At 62.5% G+C, this 23,356-nt stretch carries 15 protein-coding genes; 8 read left to right on the forward strand and 7 right to left on the reverse strand.

The features are described from left to right. Positions 1–288: 288 nt before the first annotated feature. Genes ACMLHG_RS01285 through ACMLHG_RS01295 form a run of 3 tightly spaced genes read left to right on the forward strand, consistent with a single transcriptional unit; the run spans position 289 to position 6,857 of the window. The gene (locus tag ACMLHG_RS01285) at positions 289–1,134 is read left to right on the forward strand and encodes a prepilin-type N-terminal cleavage/methylation domain-containing protein (protein ID WP_417169275.1); all 846 of its coding nucleotides are present in this window, start codon (positions 289–291) and stop codon (positions 1,132–1,134) included. Positions 1,135–1,170: 36 nt separating this feature from the next. Beyond that, positions 1,171–4,611, forward strand: a complete 3,441-nt coding sequence (locus ACMLHG_RS01290; protein WP_417169276.1) for a sugar-binding protein — start codon at positions 1,171–1,173, stop codon at positions 4,609–4,611. A 5-nt stretch (positions 4,612–4,616) separates the two neighbouring features. Continuing rightward, on the forward strand, positions 4,617–6,857 hold the full coding sequence (locus ACMLHG_RS01295) for a hypothetical protein (protein ID WP_417169277.1): 2,241 nt from the start codon (positions 4,617–4,619) through the stop codon (positions 6,855–6,857). A gap of 14 nt (positions 6,858–6,871) precedes the next feature. On the opposite strand, the gene ACMLHG_RS01300 is transcribed toward ACMLHG_RS01295, so the two are convergent. From ACMLHG_RS01300 to ACMLHG_RS01315, 4 genes are read right to left on the reverse strand one after another with little or no spacing between them, the layout of a single operon-like run. Then, positions 6,872–8,002 carry a glycoside hydrolase family 28 protein gene (locus ACMLHG_RS01300; protein WP_417169278.1) on the reverse strand — a complete coding sequence of 377 codons (1,131 nt, stop codon included), beginning with the start codon at positions 8,000–8,002 and terminating at the stop codon, positions 6,872–6,874. 23 nt (positions 8,003–8,025) lie between these two features. Beyond that, positions 8,026–10,038, reverse strand: coding sequence for an alpha-L-arabinofuranosidase C-terminal domain-containing protein (locus ACMLHG_RS01305; RefSeq protein WP_417169279.1), 2,013 nt, complete (start codon positions 10,036–10,038; stop codon positions 8,026–8,028). A gap of 22 nt (positions 10,039–10,060) precedes the next feature. Next, positions 10,061–10,786, reverse strand: coding sequence for a prepilin-type N-terminal cleavage/methylation domain-containing protein (locus ACMLHG_RS01310; protein ID WP_417169280.1), 726 nt, complete (start codon positions 10,784–10,786; stop codon positions 10,061–10,063). 12 nt (positions 10,787–10,798) lie between these two features. Further along, on the reverse strand, positions 10,799–11,815 hold the full coding sequence (locus tag ACMLHG_RS01315; protein ID WP_417169281.1) for a LacI family DNA-binding transcriptional regulator: 1,017 nt from the start codon (positions 11,813–11,815) through the stop codon (positions 10,799–10,801). A 185-nt stretch (positions 11,816–12,000) separates the two neighbouring features. Here ACMLHG_RS01315 and ACMLHG_RS01320 point away from each other — a divergent pair, with 185 nt between their 5' ends. The 4 genes from ACMLHG_RS01320 to ACMLHG_RS01335 are packed head-to-tail and all read left to right on the forward strand — an operon-like array spanning position 12,001 to position 19,266. Next, positions 12,001–13,089, forward strand: a complete 1,089-nt coding sequence (locus tag ACMLHG_RS01320; protein WP_417169282.1) for a substrate-binding domain-containing protein — start codon at positions 12,001–12,003, stop codon at positions 13,087–13,089. Further along, positions 13,068–13,829: a prepilin-type N-terminal cleavage/methylation domain-containing protein gene (locus ACMLHG_RS01325; protein ID WP_417169283.1), complete on the forward strand. Its 762-nt coding sequence runs from the start codon at positions 13,068–13,070 to the stop codon at positions 13,827–13,829. Before ACMLHG_RS01320 ends, ACMLHG_RS01325 begins: the two co-directional genes overlap by 22 nt. 16 nt (positions 13,830–13,845) lie before the next feature. Continuing rightward, complete coding sequence (locus tag ACMLHG_RS01330) at positions 13,846–15,678, forward strand: hypothetical protein (RefSeq protein ID WP_417169284.1); 1,833 nt, start codon at positions 13,846–13,848, stop codon at positions 15,676–15,678. A 6-nt stretch (positions 15,679–15,684) separates the two neighbouring features. After that, complete coding sequence (locus ACMLHG_RS01335; RefSeq protein ID WP_417169285.1) at positions 15,685–19,266, forward strand: hypothetical protein; 3,582 nt, start codon at positions 15,685–15,687, stop codon at positions 19,264–19,266. Between the two features lie 87 nt (positions 19,267–19,353). On the opposite strand, the gene ACMLHG_RS01340 is transcribed toward ACMLHG_RS01335, so the two are convergent. Both ACMLHG_RS01340 and ACMLHG_RS01345 read right to left on the reverse strand, forming a co-directional pair. Next, on the reverse strand, positions 19,354–20,721 hold the full coding sequence (locus ACMLHG_RS01340) for a GH1 family beta-glucosidase (protein WP_417169286.1): 1,368 nt from the start codon (positions 20,719–20,721) through the stop codon (positions 19,354–19,356). An 18-nt stretch (positions 20,722–20,739) separates the two neighbouring features. After that, positions 20,740–21,612 (reverse strand): sugar phosphate isomerase/epimerase family protein, encoded by an 873-nt coding sequence (locus ACMLHG_RS01345; RefSeq protein WP_295806914.1) that lies wholly within the window; start codon positions 21,610–21,612, stop codon positions 20,740–20,742. A 218-nt stretch (positions 21,613–21,830) separates the two neighbouring features. Here ACMLHG_RS01345 and ACMLHG_RS01350 point away from each other — a divergent pair, with 218 nt between their 5' ends. Continuing rightward, entirely contained in the window at positions 21,831–22,556 is a 726-nt protein-coding gene (locus tag ACMLHG_RS01350; RefSeq protein ID WP_417169287.1) for a helix-turn-helix domain-containing protein, read from the forward strand. Positions 22,557–22,586: 30 nt separating this feature from the next. Here the strand turns inward: ACMLHG_RS01350 and ACMLHG_RS01355 are convergent, their stop codons facing one another. Further along, a complete protein-coding gene (locus ACMLHG_RS01355) occupies positions 22,587–23,345 on the reverse strand; it encodes a helix-turn-helix domain-containing protein (protein ID WP_417169288.1) in 759 nt (252 codons plus the stop codon). Positions 23,346–23,356: the final 11 nt, after the last annotated feature.

Raw genomic sequence — 23,356 nt, forward strand, 5'->3', positions numbered from 1 at the left:
TCTGGCGGTAACATCATTGGCGTGTCTCGGTCCAATATCACAAATTTCGCTGCCATCATACACCTTTTTTTGACTGGTAATATATCATGCTTTTATGATTTTTCTCGCAGAACTTGCTTTTAAGTCCGACAGGCTGCTAGAAAAGAAAAAAACAAGAAGGGAAAGGATGTTCCTCATCCATTCATGTGCTTTTAAGACACAGACGGGGGAGTTCCGGCCCGGCAGACGCCGGAATCACGCCCCCGGTCCCGTTCGAACTTCAATTTTCTCAAGACAGGAGCATGACAGATGAAACAGCAGAGTCCCGTATTTCCGGCATCGCATTTTGTCGCGGCCGATTCCCCGTCGTTCCGCGCGAAACGGAGTAATTTTACTTTGATCGAACTCCTGATCGTAATCGCGATCATCGCCATCCTCGCCGGGATTCTGCTGCCCGCTCTGAACCGCGCCCGGGAGCGCGCCTACTCGATCCATTGCGTCAACAACCTCAAGCAGATCGGGCTGGGGCTGGCCCAGTACACCGGCGATTTCACCTTCTTCCCCTGGCCGCAAGACGCCACCCAGACCCTGCCGGGGACTACGGAGAAAGGACGCTGGTGGAATCTGCTGACCGGCCTCTCCGATTCCGGCGTCAGAATCGGCAGCTCCTATCTGCCGATCGACCGGCAGCACAGCTCCGTAAACGGCAGTTATCTCGGTCTGCGCTGTCCCAAACACGCCGAACAGCGAACGGAAAACGGCGGCCCTCTTCCGAGCCACTATATCGTCGTCGGTTCCAGCTCCACCTTGTGGTATGCCGACGGCGCCGTCGGCATCACCGGTCCACTGAAGGTCGGTCCGGCCGGCGTCGTCTCCCCGGAACGGGTGAAGAAACCCGCCGCAAAAGTCGGCGTCATCGAATATCAGGTGAATCGAAATGAAGCCGGACTGGGCGTCATCACCGACGGGCGCTATCTCTTCAACTCCTCCAGCACCTCCAATCTGGTCGGTCCGGTCCATGAACGGAACACGGGGGCCCTCTACGTGGATGGACACGCAGGGATGCTCGACGCGGTATCCGAACTCAACGCCGCCGGCGGCAGCCGGGAGGTCGAGATCTGGAAGAAATACTTCGCCACCAACATCAATGAATAGCCGGGCAGCGCTCCCGCACAAGCAAGGAACTTCTCCATGAAATCATTGCCCGTTACCCTCTGCTCCGCGCTGGCTCTTCTCGCCTGCGGCGGAGAGCCGGTCAACCTCAATTCGCACATGGAACTGGGCGAACCCGGGCGCGGTGTTCCGGGATATTTTCTCGACGTCAACCGCGCCGCGATCGACACGGTCCGGGCGGACCCGGACCGGCTCTACACGCCGCGCACCGTCTCCGGGGGAAATCCCGGCCAGTGCCTGATGATCCCCGGCTATCGGGGCATTTCCCACTACCAGCTGGAACTTGCCGACATTCTGCTCACCCGCGACGGCGAAGTGGAGATCTCCTTCGACGCCAAGGTCGGTCCGGATGAAGGCGGCACACTGCACAAGCTGAGCTCGTTCACGATCGACTTCCGCCTTTTCCCCGACAACGACCGCGACTCCTATTACCCGATGCTGAAGTCGTTCTCCTTCCGCCCGACCACCGAATGGCAGCGATTCTCCCGCCGCTTTCCGGTGAAAGCCTACACCAACTACTACAACATCTGGGTGATGCCCTCCGCGGTAAAGAGCGGCGGAACGCTCAACAGCCTCTACCTTGACAACGTCCAGCTGCGCTACGTCGACGGCAGAAAAACCGGCGAGCCGGAAGAGTACTGCGTGATTCCGGACCGGGATGACCAGCTCTACCGCCGCGGTGACATGGTCCGTTTCGCCGTGCGGGCGCGCCTCGCGGATGCGGCGGATTCGCTCGATGCGGAACTTGCGGTACTGCGGGACTACAACAACAGCGAACTTGCCGCGCTCCCGCTCCGGCTGACCCGGAGAGCGGACGGCACCTGGACCGGAAGCGCCTCCTGGAAGGCCGGGGAATACGGCTCCTTCACCACGGTTCTTCGCCGGAAGGGGAAACCGCTCCGCGGCATCAACACCAGCATTCAGGTGCTTCACCCGGCCGTCACGCATCCATTCGGCTCCTTCGGCTGGGGAATCGGGGTCAACGACGAGGCGCTCTGCCCGATCGGCCGCGCCGAGCGGGAGGGGCAGGAGAATTACAGCATCCGTCACTCCAGCTTCGAGCGGGAGTACCGGCTGTTGAAGGAATCCGGCGTCAACCTGTTCCGGGTCTGGGGCCGGTGGCGCCTGATCGAGCCGGAAAAAAACGAGTTCACGTCAAAGATCATCGGCCTGCAGATGGATATGCTCAAAAAGTATCAGATCGAACCGCTCTTCTGTCTGGTCGGCAACTTCACCGTCCACGGCGGCCAGGAAACGCTGGACCGTTACCGGACGAAGAGCATCCGCGGTTCGCAGCTGCCGATGTATCTCTATGAATATTTCTACCAGGCGCCCGGCCGGAAGATGGGCTCGGTACTGCCGCCGATGGAAATTTACGACCGGTATCTGCAATTTGTCTGGAAGAACTGGGGCGGTCAGGTCCGCTGCTGGGAGATGTCCAACGAACCCGGCATCTTCGGCATGCCGGCGAAGAACTACATCGACTACCTGAAACACACCTGGAAGTTCCTCAAACAGCGCCGCCCGGATTCCATTCTGCTCGGGAACGGGGTGACCGGCGACTTCGGCATGAACGTCGTCAAGTGGTGCGAACAGCTCAACGCCGCCGATCCGAACTACGTCGACTACCTCGACGCCGTCGCCTTCCACCCCTACGCCTGCGGTCTGGACTACATCAACGGCGCGCTCAACCTCTACGCGCAGTGTGTGAAGAACATCCAATCGACGCTGGCGAAACCGCGACCGCTGTGGAACACGGAGTGCTACTATCTGCCCACGGCGCGCCGCCGGCAGATCAACTACAGCCGGGAGTTCTCCCGCTACTCTTCGAATGAGCTTCAGCGGCACTTCCTCGACGGCTTCTTCCACGGGGTCAAAGCGTCGCCTTCTCCGTGCGCCTCCTCCTTCTTCCAGCGGGCGGACCGGATTGTGAATCTGGTGCCGATGACCGAACTTGCGGCGGCGATGAACGCGCTCTCCTTCCTGCTGACCGGCATGGAGACCCTCGCCCCGGTCGATCTCGGTTCGCAGATCCGCGCCGGAATCTTCACCGACAAATCCGGCACCAGAGCGCTGGGATTCCTCTACGACCTGCGCCCCTCGGGAAGCAGGTGGACCCCCGGACCGGGCCGCGCCCGGGTGCTCGATCTCTACGGAAACGAACGCTCCGGCCGCACTCACGAGCTCTCCTTTGAACCGTATTTCCTCACCGGCACGCCGGCGGAGGTGAAAACGATGCTGGCAGGTTCGACCTTCCAGGTGGAGAACCCGGTGGAGCTCTACGGACGCCGGTGCGGCGACCGCCTGTTCCTCGAAGCGCGCAACCGGACGGGGATTCCGGGGATCGTCGAGGGGCGTATCGGCGAACTGCCGGCCCGCTTCTCCTTCGGCAAAGAGGAGTTTTCCCTCATCGAGCTTCCCGCGGAGAAGGCGGTTCCCGCCAACGTCCATCTGGTGCCGGAGACGCCCGCCCACACCCTGCCGGCCACGGTGACCCTCTCCCGGGGGACCCGCGCCGACCTTTCGCTGGAAAACGGCTGCCTGAAGATCGTTCTGGAGGTGGCCGATCCTCAGCGGAAAGCGGCGAAAGGCCATGCGCTCTGGGAGGGCTCCGCGGTGGAACTCTTTCTGGACCCCGCCCCGTTCCGCCACCTCGACCGCAATGAGATCAAGCCGTGGCAGTACGCGTTTGCGGTCCGCCCCTCCACGACCGGCGTAACCGTGTACGCCAGCCGGAATCCGGCCACCGCCGCCACCCGGAAGGTGACCGAGACCGACACCGGCTACAAAATGGAGATTCTCCTCCCCCTCGCGGAACTTCCCGCCTCCTCCATCTACGGGCTCGACATCGAGATCGACCGCGTCGGAGAAAAGCAGAAGGAGTCGCTCGGCAGTGATCCCGGCAACTCCTACCGCCGCCGCCTGCACTATCACCTGATCCGGCTCCCCGGCGGCGAACTGCCGCCGAACGGGGATTTCGCACGCGCATCGTTCGGCGACCCGGCGAACTGGTGCTACCCGGTTCCCTCCGGCACCCGCGTCGACTGCGCCCCGGAGTACGGCAGAAACGGCAACGGCCTGCGCATCCAGACGACGAAACCTGTCCCGGAAAAGGTGACCATCACCCAGACCGTGCCGGTCGAGCCGGGGAAATACGCCCGCGGCACCTTGCAGGTTCTGGCACGGTTTGAACAGGTGCAGACCACCGGCAGAGGGCGCGGCCGCCACGGTGTCATCCTGGCGGTCAACAGCGGCCGCAAGCGCAGTTCCTTCTCCGAAGACAAGCTCAAATCCGATCTCACCGGAACCGCCGGATGGACCCTCTACCAGCTCGATTTCCCGATTCCGGCCGACGCCGGGACGCTGAAACCGGAAATCGGCTTTGGTCCGGCGACGACCGGTTCCCTTTCGGTGGACTCCGTGCGGCTCCAGCTGTTCCCGGCGGAGAAGAAAGAGTAGCCCCCATGTCTTCCACACAAACGACAGCTTCTCCATTCCCCGCGGGCGGCCCCGCCGTCACGCTCCGGGGCGATGCCAATCCGGGGATCTTCTGGTACTGGAACTGCGATCCCTCCGAAGCGATGACGACGCGTCAGCTCACGGCGATGCGCGACGCGGGATTCCGTTCGGTCTGTCTGCATCCGATGCCGCAGAACTTCCGCCCCAACGACTTCTATGCCGGGATGCGGATCGCCTACCTCGAGCAACGCTATTTTCAGCACTTCCGCCGGGTGGTCGACGAATGCCGCCGGCTCGGTCTGTTGCTGATCCTCTATGACGAGGGCGGCTGGCCCAGCGGCACCGCCTGCGGCAGGGTGGTCCGGGGCAACCCGGAATTCGCCGCCCGGGTGCTGGTCCGCGACGGCGCAAAACAATTCAAAACGGTTCCGGCCGACCCCACCGGCTGGCGGAGCGATCTTATGAATCCGGATGCGACCCGGAAATTTCTCCGCCTCGTCCACGAACGCTACCATGCCGCCGCGCCGGAGGAGTTCGGCCGGACCATCCGCGGAATCTTCACCGACGAGCCCACCCTCTCCGGTGCGGTCGGCACCGAACGTGTCCCCTGGTCGCCGCTGCTGCCGGAGGAGTTCCGGCGGCGCAACGGATTCGCGGTGGAGGAGATCTATCCGCTTCTCTTCGCGCCGGCCGGCGATTCGGCGGAGGCGGACCGGGCGCAGCGGCTCTATCTGGAGTGCTGTACGAAGCTCTTCGCCCGCAACTTTTTCGGGGTGATCGCCTCCTGGTGCCACGCCAATGGCATCTCGCTGGAGGGACATCTCGCAGGCGAACATCTCATCACCTCTCACGCGGCAATCTTCGGCGACTACCTGAAGATCTGCGACCGTTTCGACGTTCCCGGCGTGGATACGATCGCCCGGCAGATCCACCCCGCTTCCGGCGACGGAGCCTTTGCGAAACTCGCCCTCTCCGCCGCAGTCCGGAACGGGCGGCGGGAAACGCTCAGCGAAAGCTTCAACGTCTACGGCCCCGGCGACTCCACCACCATCCTCAACCATGTGGCCAACGCCCAGTTCGTGCGGGGAATCAGCCGGCTCATGGTGATGCCCTTCCTCGCTTCGGCGAACGGGGTGCGCAAGATCTCCTGCGGCACTGACTTCTCCCCCCGGAATCCGCTGTGGCGGCTCTTCCCGGCGCTGACCGCGCACTGGAACTGGGCCGGCAATTTCGACCCGGGCGCGGTGAAATCGCGGGTGTGGGTGCGCTACCGGCCTCTGCTGCCCCTCGCCTCCCCCGATGAGACGGAGGAGCGGAACCGCGCGTGGAATGCGTTCCTGACCGAACTGGACGACCGCTGGATTCCGTGGCGGTTCGCGGGAGTAGAGGAGACGCCGCCGGAGGGCACGCTGCTTCTCGACCCGGAGAACCCGTTCCCCCGGGAGATGGCGGCGAAGTATGCGTTCTGGAATCCGCTTGCGACGCGCGGAAAATTCCGGATTCTCCCGTGCCGCCGCCGGGACGGGACGGAGGCGGTGATGGTCTTCTGCGACGAACGTGACGGCGGGTTGCTGCAGTTCGCCGCGCAGGAGGAGTGGGAGGAGCTGCCGCCGCCGGACGCGCTTCCGGGGCGGCTCGCACCGCTCCGGAAGATTCCGGGCGGCTATGAAGCGCAGTTTGCGCCGGGGGAACTGCGCATCTTCCGGCGCAGAAGCTCCGCGCCGGAGAACGTTCTGCCGCCGCTGTACTCCGCCGGATGGCTCCGGCTCGACTGGCAGGTGGACATGGTGGAAAAGCTCCACCTCGGCCCCCGCCCCGCCTTCCGCCGCAGAGCGGTGGGGAAGGCGCTCCCCGCCTCGGGCGACTACACGGAGCAGGAGCCGGGATTCTCCGGCGTACTGCACCTCTCCGCCGAACTGGAGTGCGGAACCGGTCCCTTGCCGGAAGCGCTGCGGTTCCGGCAGCTCTGGTCGGGCGGCACGCTCCGGGTGAATGGTCAGCAGACGGGGATGCGGGCCTTCGCGCCGTGGGTGTTCCGTCTCGACGGGCTCCGCCCGGGGCGGAACCATCTGGAGCTGGAGGTGGCCGGAACCCCCGCGCTGGAGTGGCTGCGCGCCCGCCGCGAGGAGTGGCTTCCGGCCGGCTGTTCCAACAGCTACTGCAACCGGATCGCCGGATTTCCTCCGGAGGAGACCCGTTGCGGGGTGTCGCCGGAAGCGGAGCTTTTATCCCCGGACTCCCGGTGAACGGCAAAGCTCCGTCACGGTTTCCGGGAGATGTCGCAACGCTCCATAATCAGAGAGTTGACATAGCAGCTGCGGATCGTCTCCGGTCCGGAAACGGAGCCGGAGACCTCCGACAACCGGATCTCCTCCAGAACAGTCTGTGACGAGCCGGTGAAACAGAGCGGCTCCCGCCCGCGGAACGAGATGTTGTGAAACCGGACGCGGCCGATTCTGCGCAACGCCAGCCCCTCCTCGACCTCCACCGCAATCGGTTTGGTCAGGGATTCCACGGAGATGTTCTCAAAGCTGACGTCGTCCAGATCCAGCAGCGGCCCCTTGCAGGCGACCGTGAGATAACGGACGGGGTTGTCCAGATAGATGCCGACGTTCCGGCTGCGGATGATCAGGTTGCTGAAGCTGCAGCGGCGGATTTTGTCGTCGCAGGTACAGCCGAGCCGCACCCCCTGACAGGAGCTCTCCAGCACGCAGTTGGTCACGACCACATTCTCCGCCAGGCATTCGGCGTCCCGCTGCCAGGCCCGCCCGGCCCGGACGACCAGCGCATCGTCGCCGGTCGAGATGAAACAGTTGCTGACCGCAATCCGTTTCCCGCCGAAGAAGTGCAGTCCGTCGTTGTTGATCATGCGGGGATCGCCGTAGATGCGGAGTCCGGTAATCGTGACATCCTCGCATTCGATCAGCCAGGTGGTCCAGCCGGGGGAGTCGAGAAAGGTCACCCCTTCGAGCCGGACGTTCCGGCAGTGAACCAGCTGCAGCAGGCGCGGACGCGGCTTCTCCGTCTTCGCATAGAAAAATCCCCCTCCCAGCCGGTCGCGGTCGTAGAACGCCGGCCCGCCGCCTTCGATCACCCCGCTGCCGGTGATGGCGATATTGACGGCGCCGGACGCCGCAACCAGCGCCTTCGAACACTTGCAGGGGGCGTACTCCCCGTAGAGTCCGGCCGGCAGATCGTCGTACTCCTCCGGTTCGGTGCCTCCCAGCAGGCGGCTTCCGGCGGGAAGATGCAACTCCACATTGTCGCGCAGGTAGATCGTTCCGCTTCGGTGAGTGCCGGGGGCGAGGACCACTTTGCCCCCCCCGGCCGCCGCAGCCTTTTCGATCGCGTTCTGCACGGCATCGCCCGGAGTTACCCAGAATTCATTCATCGTCTTCATTTCCTCTATTTTGCTTACCGTTCCACAGTGATCCCGGTCAGGGAGTGCGGCCTCAGAAGCGTCTGAAGCCCCTCTGCGGTAACCCGGCACTTCTGCGGCCGCAGTATGACGCACTCCGGATCGTCCTCGTTCACCGCATCGACCGAGGGTCCGGAGAGGGTTTCCGCCGTGACGCGCCGGATTCCCGGCAAGGCGAGAAAGAGCGGTTCGGCCTCCTTCATGGACTTGTTGATGATCACGAAGGAGTACCTCTTCCCATCCTTCGAACGCGATGCGGTCACTTCGATCAGCGGCGAGGCCCCGATGTTGTCCGGAATCGTCTCGGTGACCCGGACGTTGCGCACCCAGATCTTCCCACGGGAATTCCCCGCAATCCGACGCATCGAAATCAGCAGGGATTTCGTATCGGCGAGCGGCGTGTAAACCGTGGAGATCGTCCGCCACTGCCGGCTCAGAACGCCCGGACTGACCGCGCAGGAGCGGGTGGCGTCGAAGCCGCGCCCGTCCCCGATCTGAATCGCGGCGCCGGAGGAGTCTTCCATCCCTTCGGTCCGGATCTCCGCGGAAACCCGGTATCCGCTCAGCGAATTGGCCGGCATCCGCTTCTGAGCGTGGAAATAGTTCAGAAAGGTATCCTTGTGAAAGGTGATCTCCAGCGTGCCATCCGCCAGCTCCTTCTGACTGAAAATCTCTTTCTCCTTCGCGCCGCCGATGAACTTCCACGGCTGGGGCGGCAGGAGATTCCGGGCGCTCTCCTTCTCCTCGCCCTCCGGGGAGATCTCGCCCGAGGCACGGGGCACCCCGTACCCTCCGGGAGAGTCGAACCGCGGGCACTGCACCTCGGTCCGCAGCAGCTCCTCCTGCAGATGACGGCGGAACAGGGTGAACATGTAGTGGGCCGGCCGCCGGAGGTGGGGGGCCTGGAAATTCCGGATGGAGCCCCAGAACTCATTGGCAAAGAGCCAGTAATTCGCCATGAACACGTTGGGATCGTGCAGCAGAATCCGCAGGATCTCCGCCGAGATCAGCGCTCCGCCGAGCGAAAAGCGGTAGGGACGCGGTTTGTTGTTGTGCATGAAACAGTTGTATTCGGTGACGGCGAGCGGGAAGTTCTTCTGAATGCCCAGCGTTTCCGCCTCTTTCTGCACGGACGCCAGCTTCCGTGTGCAAATCCGCACGCCGCCGAGCGCGATGGAGAAGAGCGTTTCCGGCGCGATTGCGCCGTCGTTCGCCGAATAGGTGCCGATATAGATGTGCGGAACGAAGAAATCCACGTTCTGCCCGTTCCGTTTGAGAATTTCCGGAATCCACTCCTCATGACAGACCGCGCCGAGGCGGATGCGGGGATCGACCTTCTGCATCGCCCGCCGGTACTCCGCGTAGCGCCGGGCGTATTCCGGAGCGTAAATGATCCCCTTCGCCCCCTTCGAGAGGGAGCCTTCATGATTGCCGTGATAGGTCTCGTTGCCGTACTCGAAGTAGACGACGCCGTAGGGTTCCGGGTGCCCGTCGCCGGCCCGGCGCGCCGCCCACGGATGTTTGCCGTCGTCGGGAGAATTCAGGTACTCCACCAGATCGGCGGCGTCCTGTGCGGTGCCGGAGTAATCGGGCAGCGTGATGATCGGAATCGCCTTCGTCTCACGGCAGAAACGCAGGAATTCCGGGAGACCGAACCGGTTGTTCGGCCGGCTTTCCGCCTTCCCGATCAGCTTCTTCCAGTCGAAGTTGTGCGTGCGGCATCCGCCGGGCCAGCGATGAACCGTCACGCCCGCCTCGCGGGCCAGTCGGACCATCTCCGGGTCGGGGGCGTTCCCTGCCGGGTCCCAGATGCCCATGCCGAGATCGTAGGTCCGGTTCCTGCCGCCGGTCTTCTGGTTTTTCCGGTTGACTCCGGCGATCTGATTGGTCCCGAAAATCCGGCGTTCCACCGGCCGGATCACCTCATCTTTGACGACAATCCGCGATTCCGCAGTCAGCTCCAGCCCCGGAATCAGCAATGCCGCCAGAAGAAAAAATCGTTCCTTCATTCCCAACGTCCTCTCTGCGGTTTTAGAAAATATAGATTCCGTTGTCCCGGAATCCCATCTGTTCGATCAATTCCACCCGGTTCACGGTGGTGACATGCCCGTCCGCCGCCGCCACGCTGCACTTCTGCGCGTGCCTCGTATGGACCCTGCCGTTCGTCGCACTGCCGCTCAGATTGTAGGCGGGCCAGTAGAAGTAGTGGTTCTGCATGACGAAATTCCCGGCGGCGTCATATTGAATCGTATCTGCGAGAATCGGGAAACAGCTCGGCTGCAAGGTCTTCAAACTGCCGTGCCAGAGCCCGGAAAAGGGCACGCTCCCCGCCGATTTGTACCGGATGCTCCCTCCGCCGGCATACGGGCCGATATTCGCCCCGTAGGTCTGGTAGTTGTCGAGATCGCCGGCGGCTCTCACATTCCGTTGCCCGTACGGGAACACCGAGGGGCAGGAGAGCGACTTGTTGTCGGAAATATATCCCCCCTTGACCAGCAGGTTGCACCACTGCGTCTTCGGGAAATTCAGTGTGGTCGATGCCGAGACGTTGTTCAGCGGCATGAACCCCCTGTTGTCGTTCGCGTAAGAGAAAAAGAGGGCACCGACCCCTTTCAGATTGGAGGCGCAGTGAATCGTCTTCGCCCGCTCCCGCGCCTTGTTCAGCGAGGGAAGGAGAAGCGAGGCGAGAATGGCGATGATTGCAATTACGATTAGAAGTTCGATAAGAGTGAATTTACCGTCCTGTTTCCTGAACATTTTTCTCCTCTGTCATTTGAATGGTTTATAGTAGGGATCGAGCAGCTGCTTTTCGCGAAGCGCCGGAATTTCCCCGGCGGCGAGATACTCCGTCGGGAGTCGGATCGCCTTCACCTCGCCTTCCGGGTGGCGGATGATCTCGAGCATCCGAGAGATCTCCTGCATGACACGCTCTTTGTGAAACTGGTGCACGGCTCCGATCACCCGCTCGTCTCGGATCCAGTCAAACGGCAGAGAATATGCGGCAACACAGTCGGGCCGGTAGGCGGGAGAAACCGCTTCGATTTCTTCAAGCAGATTGCGGAGAAAGGAGACGTTGAAGGTCATAACCGCAGGAGGACGTTCCCGGAGAACGGCGGCGGTCAGCCGGTCGGTCTCCTCCGGGTCCGGCGTGATCAGCAGCGCCTTCAGACGGAACGATTTCTCCTGTGCCAGCTGCCGCAGAAACGCCTCCTCGTCGTTGTGAAACGTCCCCAGCCAGGTGATCTCCCGGTGCCCCCGGGCCAGCAGAGCGTCCACCGCGGCGGTCAGCGAACTGCGGCAGTCGTGACCGATGGTGTTGAAATTCTCATTCTCCTGCGGAGCATGCATGAGGATCGGGAAATGGCTCTCGCGCAACCGCTGCGAAATCCTGTTGCCGGGAGCGAGCTGGAGCGTGTAGAGGATGCCATCCACCTGGCGCCCCATCATATATTCCAGAACCTCCTGCTCCTCCTGCTGACTGTAATTGGTGATTGCGGTCAGCAGGTGATAGCCGTGCCGCTTCGCCTCGTTCATGAGCGAGTGGATGTAACAGCCCCGTTTCCGTTCGTTAAGTCCGCCCATGATGAGGCCGATGGTTCCGGTCTTCCCGGTGCAGAGGGCGCGGGCGACCGAATTGGGGCGATAGTTCAACTCCTTCACCGCCGCATCGATTTTCTCGCGCGTCTCCCGGGCAACCCGCGTCGTCTCCGGATGATTCAGATAGAAGGAGACCAGCTGTGAGGTCACGCCCACCCGGGCTGCAATGTCTTTCAAGGTCGCTTTCATGGCCGCCTGCTTTACTGTTTTAACGTTAAAACATATTATGCATCATTTTCCATCAAAAGTCAAGAGCAAAATCAAAAAAAACGAATTTTTCCACTCCGGACTTCCGGATGGACTTGACATCGGCCGGGTTTTGTGGTATAATTAAAACATACCAGTTGGTCTGTTTTTAATTTTCGGGAGATCGCATGGGAGCGTTGCGCAACAATCAGCCGCGGGCGGTGACGGAGGGAAAGGTCCGTCAGCTGGTCCGGGAACTGCTTGCCGCGGGGCAGACGGCGTTTCCGTCGGAGCGGGAACTTGCCGCCCGCACCGGCGGATCGCGCAGCGTCATCCGGGAGATTCTCGAAGCCATGGAGCAGAAACAACAGCTTCTGCGGACGGCGAACGGACGCAGTCTCAACCCGGAGGCGAACCGGATTCCGGTGCTGTTCGTCGCCGGCGGGCGGAACATGATCGACAATCCGGCCTGGGCCCGCCTCTGGCTGGCGCTGGTCAACCGGATGAAGGGGACGCCGCTGGCGCCCGAACTCTTTCTGCTCCGCTACTGGCCGGAGGAGATCGCGGAGGATCTGCAAACCCTCGCCCAAAACCGGGCGCGTTATCTCATTCTCTGTATCGACCGGGATCTAGAGCCGCTGATCCGGCAGTGGCGCGTGGAGAAACGGAACATCCTCTTCCCCGACGAAGGGTTGCTCCACTACGGACTTCCGGTGATTTCGATCGACAACACCCGGGTCGGCGAACTTGCGGCGCAGCAGCTGTTTGAGCACGGCTTCCGCACGCCGGCTCTGCTGACGCCGGACTTCACTGACCACTGGTATTCGCCGTATCAGAAACGAATCGCCGGCTTCACCCGGGAGTGCGCCCGGCTGGGGCTGGATTTTCAGCCGGAACGGGACTGCTACCGCGTCTATTACGGCAAAGGACGCCTCCAGAGCTGCATCCGGGAGACGACGAAAATCGCCGATCAGACGCGGTACGACTCGCTGTTTCTCACCACCGACGACCTGCTGCTGCTGGTGCTGGAAGTGCTGAACGACCAGCAGCGCTACACCCCCGGCAGCTTCGGCCTGATCACGCTCAACTCCCAGAACAACGCCTTGAGCGGCAACGCCCGCGTCAATGCGATTTCCAGCGCGACCAACGAACTCGCCGCATTGATCACCGACCGTATTCAGGCCCACGCGGACGGCCTGATCGACCAGCTCCCCACCATCGCCATCACCCCGACCATTCACGAAGGAGAAACTCTATGCATCCGACAGAAATCCTGACCCCGGACCGGAGAAAAAATTTCACTCTGATTGAATTACTGGTAGTAATTGCGATCATCGCAATCCTCGCCGCCATGCTGCTGCCGGCGCTGACGGCGGCGCGGGAGCGGGCGCGCACCATCCAGTGTCTGAACAATCTGAAGCAGTGCGGCGGTTTCGCCGCCAGCTATGTGGATTCCTACAACGGCTATTTCGCTCACCGGATGGCGTCGGACTACGGCTGGAGTCGCTGTCTGTACAAAGGGCTCTCCATGCAGGGGACACCAACCTGTTTTGCCTGCCCCGCAACCAACGACCAATCCCCCTGGCAGAATACGGCGGCAAGCCAGACTTTTTCGTACGGTTCATTCGGCTTGAACGGCGATGCATCGTTCGCAAATTTTGCCGCTTCGGGGAAGACGCCGTATCGCCGCTACACGGAAAACGGCGAATACTTCGTCATGATGCTGTTCCACAAGGCGCAACAGCCTTCCCGCTCGCCGCTCCTCTTCGACAGTTTCACACAGACGGGCAACTCCGCCAACACGCTGGTGTACTACCTCCGGGACGACAACGCGTATGCCACGCTCCGCCATCGGAACCAGATCAATGCTGTGTACATCGACGGGCACGCCGCGACGCAGGGAATGCACGACTTCGCGTCAGACTGCTACACCGCCTACTTAAATTACATGACATACAACAAGGGAATGTATTTCAGAGGGCAGGATCTGAAGACACTTCTGGAAGTCAAACACTGAAACTGAGGAGATACCAATGATCCACATCGGCAGAAAATCGATCACAACCGTTCTCCTGCTCCTCCTCGCCGTCCTCTTTGCCGGAAACACGGCGGCGGCGCCGGCGGAGCTGGAACTCCGGAAGGTTCCGGATTCGACCAACTGCGTTCCGATACTGCGGAACGGCAACTACCTGTATACCGCCGGCGGGAAGGGACTTTCCGTCTACGATCTCAGCACACCGGCCGCGCCCCGGCTGGTGAAACGCCTGCCCGGCGTCTCCGGGCGGCAGATGGCGATGCAGAACAACCGGCTCTACATCACCGCCCGGGGCCAGGGGCTCTGGATTTTCGACCTCGCCGACCCGGCGGAGCCGCGGCTGCTCACCCGGTTCGACACGGTGGAGCTGGCGACCGGAATCGCCGTGACCGGAAACATCGTCTTCGTCGCCCAGAGGATCTACGGGGTGGAAATTCTGGATTGCACGATTCCGGAAAAACCGCGCCACGTCGGGCTGATCCGGGGCGGCGAGATTCAGTCGGTCGCCTTCCACAACAACCTCCTCTACTGCGGCAGCTGGGGCCACGGCCGGATCACCATCTGGAACGTCGCCGATCTGAGGAATCCGAAACGGGTCGGGAGTTTTCAGCTGGATGGCTACGGTGACGGCATGGCCGTACGGGGGAACTACTGCTACGCCGCCACCGGAATGGATGCAAAAACCGGTCCGAAGGAGGCGCGCAAGAACCGCGGCCACGGGCTGGAGATCTTCGACATCTCCGATCCGGCCCGTCCGCGGCGGGTCGGCGGGGTCAAGTTCCCGCCGTCGCCGACCATGTTTTTTGACTCCTGGACCGTGACGGTTTCGGGGACGACCGCTTACGTGGCGGACACCATCAACGGCATCTATCTGGTGAATGTCGCCGACCCGGCCAGACCGGAGATCCTCGCGCAGGGGAAACTCCCCGGCTGCTGGAAGAGACCGAATCCGGTCGGCAGCCTGGCGATCGGGGAAGGCGTGCTCTACGTCGCAGGTCTGGACGGCCTGTACATCACCCCCTGGGCGGAAGCGAAACCGCCGCAACTCCAGCCGGAACCGGTTCCCGGAGAGACGAAAGGCGCCCCGAAGGAGTTTCCCGGATTTCAGCGCATCGACGTCAACGGGCAGGTTCGCCGCCTGTTTCTGGAGCAGGACACCCTCTATGCCGCCTGCTCCCATCAGGGGCTGCGGACCTGGCGCGTCACGGAACAGGGGCTGGTTCCGCAGAACCACTTCCCGCTGGCCTGCAGTTACGACGTCGCGGTCCGGGACGGCAGGATCTATTCGGCCGAAGGCGTGAACGGCCTGGCGATCTACCGGATCACTCCCGAAGGGAAACTGGAGGAGCTCGGCCGGGATCCGGCCACCTGCCTCTATCTGCGCACCGTATCCAATCCACGGTTTCTCATCTGCACCACGGGGGGGATGACGCTCTTCGTCAAAGATGTCTCCGACCCGAAAAAAATCCGGACCGTGCTCAAGCAGCAGGTCCGGGGTATCTTCTACACCGACACCACCGCGGACCGGGAGCTCGGCGGCCTCCTGCCGGTGAACTGTCACGCAGGCGGCATCCTCTGGCTCGATCTGCGGGGAGAAGTTCCCGAGATCAAGTACCATTACAAGCGTTTTCTTGCCGCGCAGAACTCCGCGCCCGCCGCGTTGAACGGACGTTTCCTCTTCCCGGCGACGGCGAAGAAAGGAGTTGTCCTGCTCGATCCGGCCGCGCCCGATCAGGTTCCGGAACAGGTCTTGAAGATCAAAGGGGTTCCATCCCCCGAGGGGACCGTCTCCACCGACGGCTCCATCGCCGTCTTCACCCGCCGCGAATGAGGGAGCGTGACCACGGTCGATTTCACCGATCCGGAGCATCCGGCCGTCATTCCCGGCCGCTCCATCGCCTCTTTGCCGGGCTCGCCCGGGCGGGCGCTGTTCTGGCGCGGGCGGCTTCTGATCCCCGCCGGCCACTACGGCATTCTCTTTGAAACAGCCGCCAACAGCAGGAAACGGAGTGCCGCCGCCCGTCCGTCGAACGGAGAACCGTGGGAAAATCTCTCCACCCGGTTCACCAATCAGAACCGCGAACTGCTCCTCTACTGCGGCAGTACCCGGACCGGCTCCGTCCGCGACATGCAGAAATCCGGCCTTCCGGAGGCCTCCGTGCAGGAGGGAATGCTCCTGCTGAACACCGAACGCTTCCGGAAGGCGTTTCCGGGGAAGACGCTGGACTTCTACTACCCGCTGACGCCGCAGCCGGGGAAAGAGGTGGTTCTGGAGGCGGAACTCGCCGGTCCGGAGGGGGCCACGGTCGATCTGTTTTTCGAGGGGAGAACCGACAGACACTACTGGAAGAAGAAGACCATCTCCCTGAAATCCACCCCCGCACTGTACCGCTTCGAAACGAAATTCCCGGAGAATCTGAAGCATGTCTCCTGCCGGATCACCTTCCAGGATCTCCCGTTTCTGAAGATCGGCAGAATCACCTGCACCGTCAAACAGGACGACCGCAAGGTCGATCCCCGCGCCAACTTCATCACCAACGGCGGCGCGGAACGGGGCTTCTACAATGTGTACCCCCCGTCGGAGGTCCGCATTGCCAAACCGTCGATGAAGGTGGCGGTCGACGACGACGAATTCCACTCCGGGAAGCACTCGTTCCGGCTGGAACCGGTCAAGAATGGATTCAACCGGCTGGTCTTCAACGCGGTCCCCTACCAAATCGGCAAGCCGCTCGTCTTCTCGATGTACCTGAAGGCGGAAAAGCCGAAAACCGCGGTCTCTCTCGGCTTCTTCACCCATCACGGAGCCGCCTATTTAAGAACCGTGAGCGTCGGAACCGAATGGAAGAAGTATGAACTTGCAGTTCCTTCATTCGGCGACAGCGCGCCGGGGGTGATCAAAATCGGCAATCCGGCGATGACGGAGAGTTTTCATCACGTCTCGCCGATCGTCACCCCTGCCGGGAAGGTCTGGCTCGATGACGCCGCCTGTCAACCGGCGCTGAAAAGCACCGAAATGCCGCCCCCGGCAATCGCCCTCTCCGGAAAACTGGAGAGCAAACACGGCTACTTTTACGCGGGGAAACCGTTCCGCGGCACCATCCAACTGGATGCCGCCGCAGGAGCGAAGAGCTGCCGCCTCAACTGGGAGCTGCGCAACTGGCGGGGCGAAGTCGTCGCCGCCGGGAAGACACCGGAGTCGATCGCCATTCCCGGAAAAAAACCGTTCTCGATCACCCCGCCCGCCAACGTTCTCGGCCCGGTCAATCTGATCTTCACCGCCACGGCGGAAGACGGGAAAGCGTACACCCACACCTTCTACACCGGCATCCTCCGCTCGCCCGGCAAATCGCTCACCCGCTGGGGGACCAATGTCCACACCTCCCCGCAGGATGACGCGTTCACCATCCGGTTGTTCCGCGACTTCGGTCTCGGCGCGGTCCGGCTCTGGGCGAAACCGAACGAACCGGAGTGCGGCGGCTTCCGTTCCGCAACCCGCTTTCACGACGCCGGATTCCTGGTGATGGTCAACATCTCCGGCCATACCCCCCAGGCGCCGTTCTACATTCCCAAAGACGCCCGTTCGCTCATCACCGGCCATTTCAAGGAGGCGATCCTCCAACACCGCGGCAAGGTGGATTATTACGAGCTCTTCAACGAACCGGAGATCTGGGGCGGCAGAACGACCAATCCCGATCCCGCGAAGTACAACCCCTCCACGCCGGAGAGCTGCGCCGCCGCCACCGTGCAGATGGCGCAGGCAATCCGCGAACTGGATCCGCAGGCGAAAATCGCCGGTCCCGGGTGCCACGTGAAACCGGAATTTCTGGCGGCGTATCTGAAGGCGGGTGCGGCGAAAGTGCTGGACGCCCTTACCGAACACCCCTACCGCCAGCTCCCGGAGCTGCCCGATCTGGAAACCGCCCAGCAGGAATTTCAGGCGGCGCTGAAACGCCACCGCCCCGACCTCCCGATCCTCAGCTCCGAAAGCGGCAACATGAACTTTCCGACTTTGCCGGACAATCGGATTCACCCCCTCGCCGTTCAGTACGCGGCGCGTGATCTCCGGTATGCGCTGATCGAATTCGCCTGCGGCGTCAAAAGCTATTTCCACTTCCAGTCGACCGGAATCGACCTCGGCTACGCCTGGACCGGCGTCCTCGGCGACCCCGGTCATCACTGGGTTCCGGCCCCCTTCCTCTACGCGGTCCGGAACGCCGCCGACCTGCTGGGAGAGGCGCCGGTCGTGGACCGGGTCCGGCTCGGGGCCAACAAACGCTGCTACATTTTCGACAAAGGCACGGAACGAATCGCCGCACTCTGGCAGTGGGAGGGGACGCCCGAAACGCTCGAATTCGCCCGCGAAGCCGACTTCTGCGATATGATGGGCAGCTCATTTTCCGCGAAAAAAATCCGGCTGGATGAGTTCCCGGTCTATCTGAAGAGCACCCTCCCGGTCGCGGAGCTGAAACAGTTCCTCGCCTCCGCCCGGCAGACCGGCGTGGAGAACCCGCTGCGGTACTCGGTCGAGCTCTGCGACGCGAACACCTTCGGCATCCGCCTGCGGAACGTGACCACCCAGACCCTCACCGGCTCGGTCGAATGCGCCGGAGAGCGGAAAACGTTCAAGATTTACGGCGAAAAAACGGAACTTCTGAAATTCCGCGCCCCCGCGCCGATTTCGCGAACGGAGCAGCAGCTGAAAATGAAGCTCCGGATCGACGGCTTCCGCGATGCGGAACACACCATCGCCCTGCGCGGCATGATGATCCCCGCCGCGCGGAACGAGATCAAGATCGACGGCGACCTCGCCGACTGGCCGGCGGAAACGGCTCCGGTGACGCTCGACTTCCGGAACGCCCGCACGCTGCTGCCGTGGAGCAAGGCGGATCAGCAGATCCGGGCGGAACTCCGGTTCGCGTGGAGTCCAGCCGCGCTCTACTGCGCCGTCACCGTCCACCGCGACGCCTTCCACCCCGAGGAGCGGTTCGGCAAGATGGCGATCTGGCGCGGCGACAGCCTTCAGTTCGGCATCGACACGATGAAAAACGCCACTCCGGAGACGAAAGGATTCCAGTCGGACGACTTCGAATACCTGATCGGCGAGTTTCAGGAAAAACCGCTGGTCTGGCGGCTGGCCGCCTCGTCGGTCACCTGGGACAGCTTCGCCAAAGAGATCGGCGAGATCGACGACGTGAAGCTGGCCATCCGCCACCAGCCAGGGAAGACCATCTATGAAATGGCCTTCTCGCCGGTGGCGGTGAGTCCGTTCCGGCTGATCGCCGGTTCCAGCTGCCGGCTCAACGTGCTGGTCAACCTCTCCGACGGCACCCGGCGGATCGGCTGGCTCCAGCTCTCGCGCGGCATGGGGGATAATCCCTTCCGTCCGGCGGAGTTCCTCGACGTCGCTCTCGCAAAATAACGAACCTCATCGCCGGGAGGAGCAGATGACTCCTCCCGGCTGTTTTATTTTACGAAGCGCCTTCCCGCGTTTCGCACGTTCACCGGTTCAACCGCGCGCCTGACGGATCAGGTCGCGGTAGGTGTAGAAGGATCCTTTCCGATGACGGGTGAGGTCATCCGGCGAGGTGCGGATCAATCCGAGATGGCGGGCAAACCCGCTGTTCCACTCGAAGTTGTCCATCAAGGTCCAGCAGAAGTAGCCGCGCACATCCACCTTGTCCTCCTCCTTCGCCGCCTGCATGGCCGCGATGTACTCCTTCAGAAACTCGCTGCGGTTCGTATCGTTTTCAGCCGAGGCGAGGTCCGGTTCCGGCCAGGAACAGCCGTTTTCGGTCACGTAGATCGGCAGCCCCGAGTAGCGGCGGGAAATCCAGTTGAGCATCCGCCGGAATCCCCACGGCACCACTCCCCAGAGCATGTCGGTGCGTTTCCACTGCGGATCGACCGAGAGAAAGACATCCTGATCCTCGATCATGCCGCCGTTTCCATTCGGCCCGATGTCGTTTCCGCGCTCCGGCTTCTCTGCCGAAGCGTAGAGCGTGGTGTAGTGGTTGAGCCCGAGAAAGTCGGCGCTCCCCCTGACCAGCTCCCGCTCCTCCGCGGAAAATTCCGGCAGACGCGCGCCCAGTTTCGAACGCATCTCCTCCGGATACTCCCCGAAGACGACCGGATCAGTGAACCAGCCGTAGAAGAACTGCACCGCCCGCTCCGCCGCCGCCCGGTCGGCCGGAGAATCGGTCAGCGGCTCGCGCCAGTCGCAGTTGTTGGCGAGGCCGATTTCGCCCGCATAACCGCCTTCACGAAACGCCCGGACCGCCAGTCCGTGCGCCAGCAGCAGATTGTGCGCAGCCCGGTAGGGCGCATCCGGGTCCTTCCGCGCCGGCGGAAACACGCCGAGGCCGTACCCCAGCACCGAGGTGCACCAGGACTCATTGAAGGTGATCCAGTGGCGCACCCGGTCGCCGAAGGCGTCGAAACAGATCTTCGCATACCGGGCGAACGCCTCGGCGGTCTCCCGCGCCATCCAGCCGTCGGCGGCGAACTGGCAGCCGATCGGCAGATCCCAGTGGTAGAGCGTGGGGAACGGTTCAATCCCGTTGCGGAGCAGGCAGTCGATCAGCCGGTTGTAAAAATCGATTCCGGCCGGATTGGCCGCGCCGGTCCCGTCCGGCACGATCCGCGGCCAGGCGATCGAGAAGCGGTAGGCGTTGACGCCCAGCTCCTTCATCAGCGCCACATCCTCCTCGTAGCGGTGGAAGTGGTCGCAGGCGACGTCGGCGCGGTCGCCGTTCTGAATCCGGCCCGGCAGATCGCAGAAGACATCCCAGATGGAGGGGCCGCGCCCCCCCTCTTTCCACGCTCCTTCAATCTGAAACGCGGAGGTGGCACCCCCCCAGTAGAACGGTGAATTCATGTCTCTTTTCCCTCTCTTTTACAATGTCTCAAGGATGTAACGTTCAAATTCGAGCGCGGCCTTCGCCTCCGCATCGAGTTGTGCTTCGTCCGCACCGCGACTGAGGTCGCGCCAGACTTTGATGTCACTGCCGACGGTACCGCCCATCCGAACGAACGGCTCCATCACCACCGTGCCGTCATACCCGATGTCGTGCAGGGCAAACGCAATTTCGCGCCATGGGATTCTGCCCCGTCCGGGCACCCGCCGGTTGCACTCGCCGGTGTGAAAGTGGCCGAGCAGGCCGCGGGCGGAGCGGATGGCGTCGCCGAAGGAGTCCTCTTCGATGTTCATGTGGAAGGTATCCAGCATGAGCTTGACGGCGGGGGAGTCGACCTCACGTACGAATCTCGCCCCCTCCTCCGCGGTGTTCAGCAGATACCCCTCGAACCGGTTGAGCACCTCGAGGCAGTAGCTGACGCCGCAATCCTCCGCCACATGGGCGACGTCGCGGACCCCCGCGATGCTGCGCGCCCAGTCACCCGGCTTGTCGATCGGCCGGGAATAGTCGACCGGCCAGTAGCTGTAGATGCCGCCGCCGATGGTGCGGATTCCCAGAACTTCGAGGCGGCGCAGCAAATCGGTGTAGAAGCGCCGCGCCTCCGCGGCGACCGCGGGATCGGCGCTGGCCAGATTCTGCCGGGCGGAAGGTCCATGCCCGGCGGTCAGCGTCACGCCGTGGTCCGCCGCACAGCGGCGGAGATCGTCGAGCTGCCGCTTCGAATAGTCCGGCAACGGCGTACAGGCGATCTCCAGCACGTCGAAACCGAGTTTTGCCGCCTTCTCGATGTAGCGGAAATAATCCGCCTTCCACTCCTGCTCCCAGTAGGCGTAATAGATGCCGTATTTCACGAAGAACCTCCTTCCCGGCTTGACATTTTCGCTCCTTCATAGTATACTGGAGCAGAAACAGAAAATCAAGGCGCAAAACAGGCCGGAAATCAACACTTCGAGACAGGATGTTCAACGACTGCTACACCAGAAACAAAGAGGTTGTTTCCTCGCCTCCGCTGCCCTTTTATCTCTTTTCCGTCGGAGAAAAGCGGTTGCTTCGGGGAGAGACCGCCGAAATGGGCAGTTTAAAAAACTCCTTCTGCGAGCTCGTCTTCGGCGTCTCCGGAGTCGGCGAGTTGACACTTTACGACAAAAATTATCTCTGCAATCCGGGCGACGTCTTCTACTACCTCCCCGGCGAGGAGCACCGCCATCACGCCCTTTCGGCGGAGTGGACCACCCGCTGGGTCTGCTTCGACGGGCCGCTGGCCGCGGCGACACTGCTCGCCTACCAGTACCCGCGGCTGCAGCGGGGAACCGGCGGCCTGCCGGAAGAGCTCTACCGGACCCTCAAACAGGCGGTCTCCGACTCGGACTATCAGCAGGTCCGCCGCACCTCCCGGCTGGTCGGAACCCTGCTCGCCGGACTGTACCCGGAAAATCCGGCAGGCGAACAGTCCTCGCTGCTGGTCAAGCAGTGCATGGAGTGGATTCAGAGCCATCTGACGGATCCGGCGCTGGATCTGACGTTGCTCTGCGACACCTTCGGCGTCGGGAAACGCACGCTCACCCGGCTCTTTCACGAGAAGATCGGGATGCCGCCGGGGCAGTACATCCGGAGCCGCCGCCTGACCGAAGCGCAGATTCTGCTGATGGGGACCGATCTGCCGGTCCGGGAGATCGCCCGGAAGTGCGGATTTTCCTGTCTCTCCTCCTTCATCCGGTTCATCCGCAACGATCTCGGCAGTTCGCCCCTGGCGTACCGCCGCCGGAACCGCCGCGCCCCGGAGGAGGCGGAGTGATCCCGCGCCGGCGGCGAAGAGTTCTGCCGCTCACAACCGTTCCCGCAATACCCGGGCAAGATTTTCAGCGGACTTGCGCACCTCCATCTCCGCCGCCTGCTCCGCCACCGCATTGAGGTGAATCGCCGGAATGCTGACCCCTATCACCGCATGAAGCCGCCCTTCCACGTCGGTCACCGCGCCGGAGATGCGCCAGAAAAGATCCCGGTCGAAAGGAGAGAGCGCCACCTTCTCTTTCCGCACCTGTTCGAGAAAACTCTCCAGTTCGGCCCGACTCTTCCACAAATGCGCGCCGAACTCCGCGAACGGCCACTTCTCGCTCTGCAGCAGGAAACTCTCCTCATCCGCAAACGCCAGCCCGATCAATCCCGCCGCCGTCGCATAGGGGTGCATGATCTCATTCGGCAGATTCTGAATCACTCCCGGCCGGTCGAAGCTGATCCGGTGGGTCTGTTCCACCCCCTGCCGCGTGGAGACTCCGAAAATCGCCGTTCCTTTCGGAATCCGCTGATAGAGCGCCAGAAGTTCCGTTTCAGCAACGCCTTCGAGCAATCCTCCCTCCCCGACACCGGCCAGACGTTTAAACTCCCGGCCCAGCCTGAGGCTGCGATTGTGCCGCTCGACAAATCCCCCCGCTGTCAGTGTCCGGATTATGTTGTAGACCGTCGGCGGCTTCAACTGCATCGCCGTGCAGATCTCCTCCACCCGGCAGCCCGAAGGCGAGCCGCCGATCATCTTCAGAATTTCCATTGCCCGCACCAGCGAGCCGATCAGATCACTGTTCGCCATTGCTCTCTCCT

The sequence above is a fragment of the Victivallis sp. genome (assembly GCF_048170485.1).
Classification (GTDB): Bacteria; Verrucomicrobiota; Lentisphaeria; order Victivallales; family Victivallaceae; genus Victivallis.

Bases quoted from the DNA above. Each gene is read 5' to 3' on its own strand.
- ACMLHG_RS01285 (WP_417169275.1), top strand. From the start codon at position 289: ATGAAACAGCAGAGTCCCGTATTTCCGGCATCGCATTTTGTCGCGGCC.
- ACMLHG_RS01290 (WP_417169276.1), top strand. From the start codon at position 1,171: ATGAAATCATTGCCCGTTACCCTCTGCTCCGCGCTGGCTCTTCTCGCC.
- ACMLHG_RS01295 (WP_417169277.1), top strand. From the start codon at position 4,617: ATGTCTTCCACACAAACGACAGCTTCTCCATTCCCCGCGGGCGGCCCC.
- ACMLHG_RS01300 (WP_417169278.1), bottom strand. From the start codon at position 8,002: ATGAATGAATTCTGGGTAACTCCGGGCGATGCCGTGCAGAACGCGATC.
- ACMLHG_RS01305 (WP_417169279.1), bottom strand. From the start codon at position 10,038: ATGAAGGAACGATTTTTTCTTCTGGCGGCATTGCTGATTCCGGGGCTG.
- ACMLHG_RS01310 (WP_417169280.1), bottom strand. From the start codon at position 10,786: ATGTTCAGGAAACAGGACGGTAAATTCACTCTTATCGAACTTCTAATC.
- ACMLHG_RS01315 (WP_417169281.1), bottom strand. From the start codon at position 11,815: ATGAAAGCGACCTTGAAAGACATTGCAGCCCGGGTGGGCGTGACCTCA.
- ACMLHG_RS01320 (WP_417169282.1), top strand. From the start codon at position 12,001: ATGGGAGCGTTGCGCAACAATCAGCCGCGGGCGGTGACGGAGGGAAAG.
- ACMLHG_RS01325 (WP_417169283.1), top strand. From the start codon at position 13,068: ATGCATCCGACAGAAATCCTGACCCCGGACCGGAGAAAAAATTTCACT.
- ACMLHG_RS01330 (WP_417169284.1), top strand. From the start codon at position 13,846: ATGATCCACATCGGCAGAAAATCGATCACAACCGTTCTCCTGCTCCTC.
- ACMLHG_RS01340 (WP_417169286.1), bottom strand. From the start codon at position 20,721: ATGAATTCACCGTTCTACTGGGGGGGTGCCACCTCCGCGTTTCAGATT.
- ACMLHG_RS01350 (WP_417169287.1), top strand. From the start codon at position 21,831: ATGGGCAGTTTAAAAAACTCCTTCTGCGAGCTCGTCTTCGGCGTCTCC.
- ACMLHG_RS01355 (WP_417169288.1), bottom strand. From the start codon at position 23,345: ATGGCGAACAGTGATCTGATCGGCTCGCTGGTGCGGGCAATGGAAATT.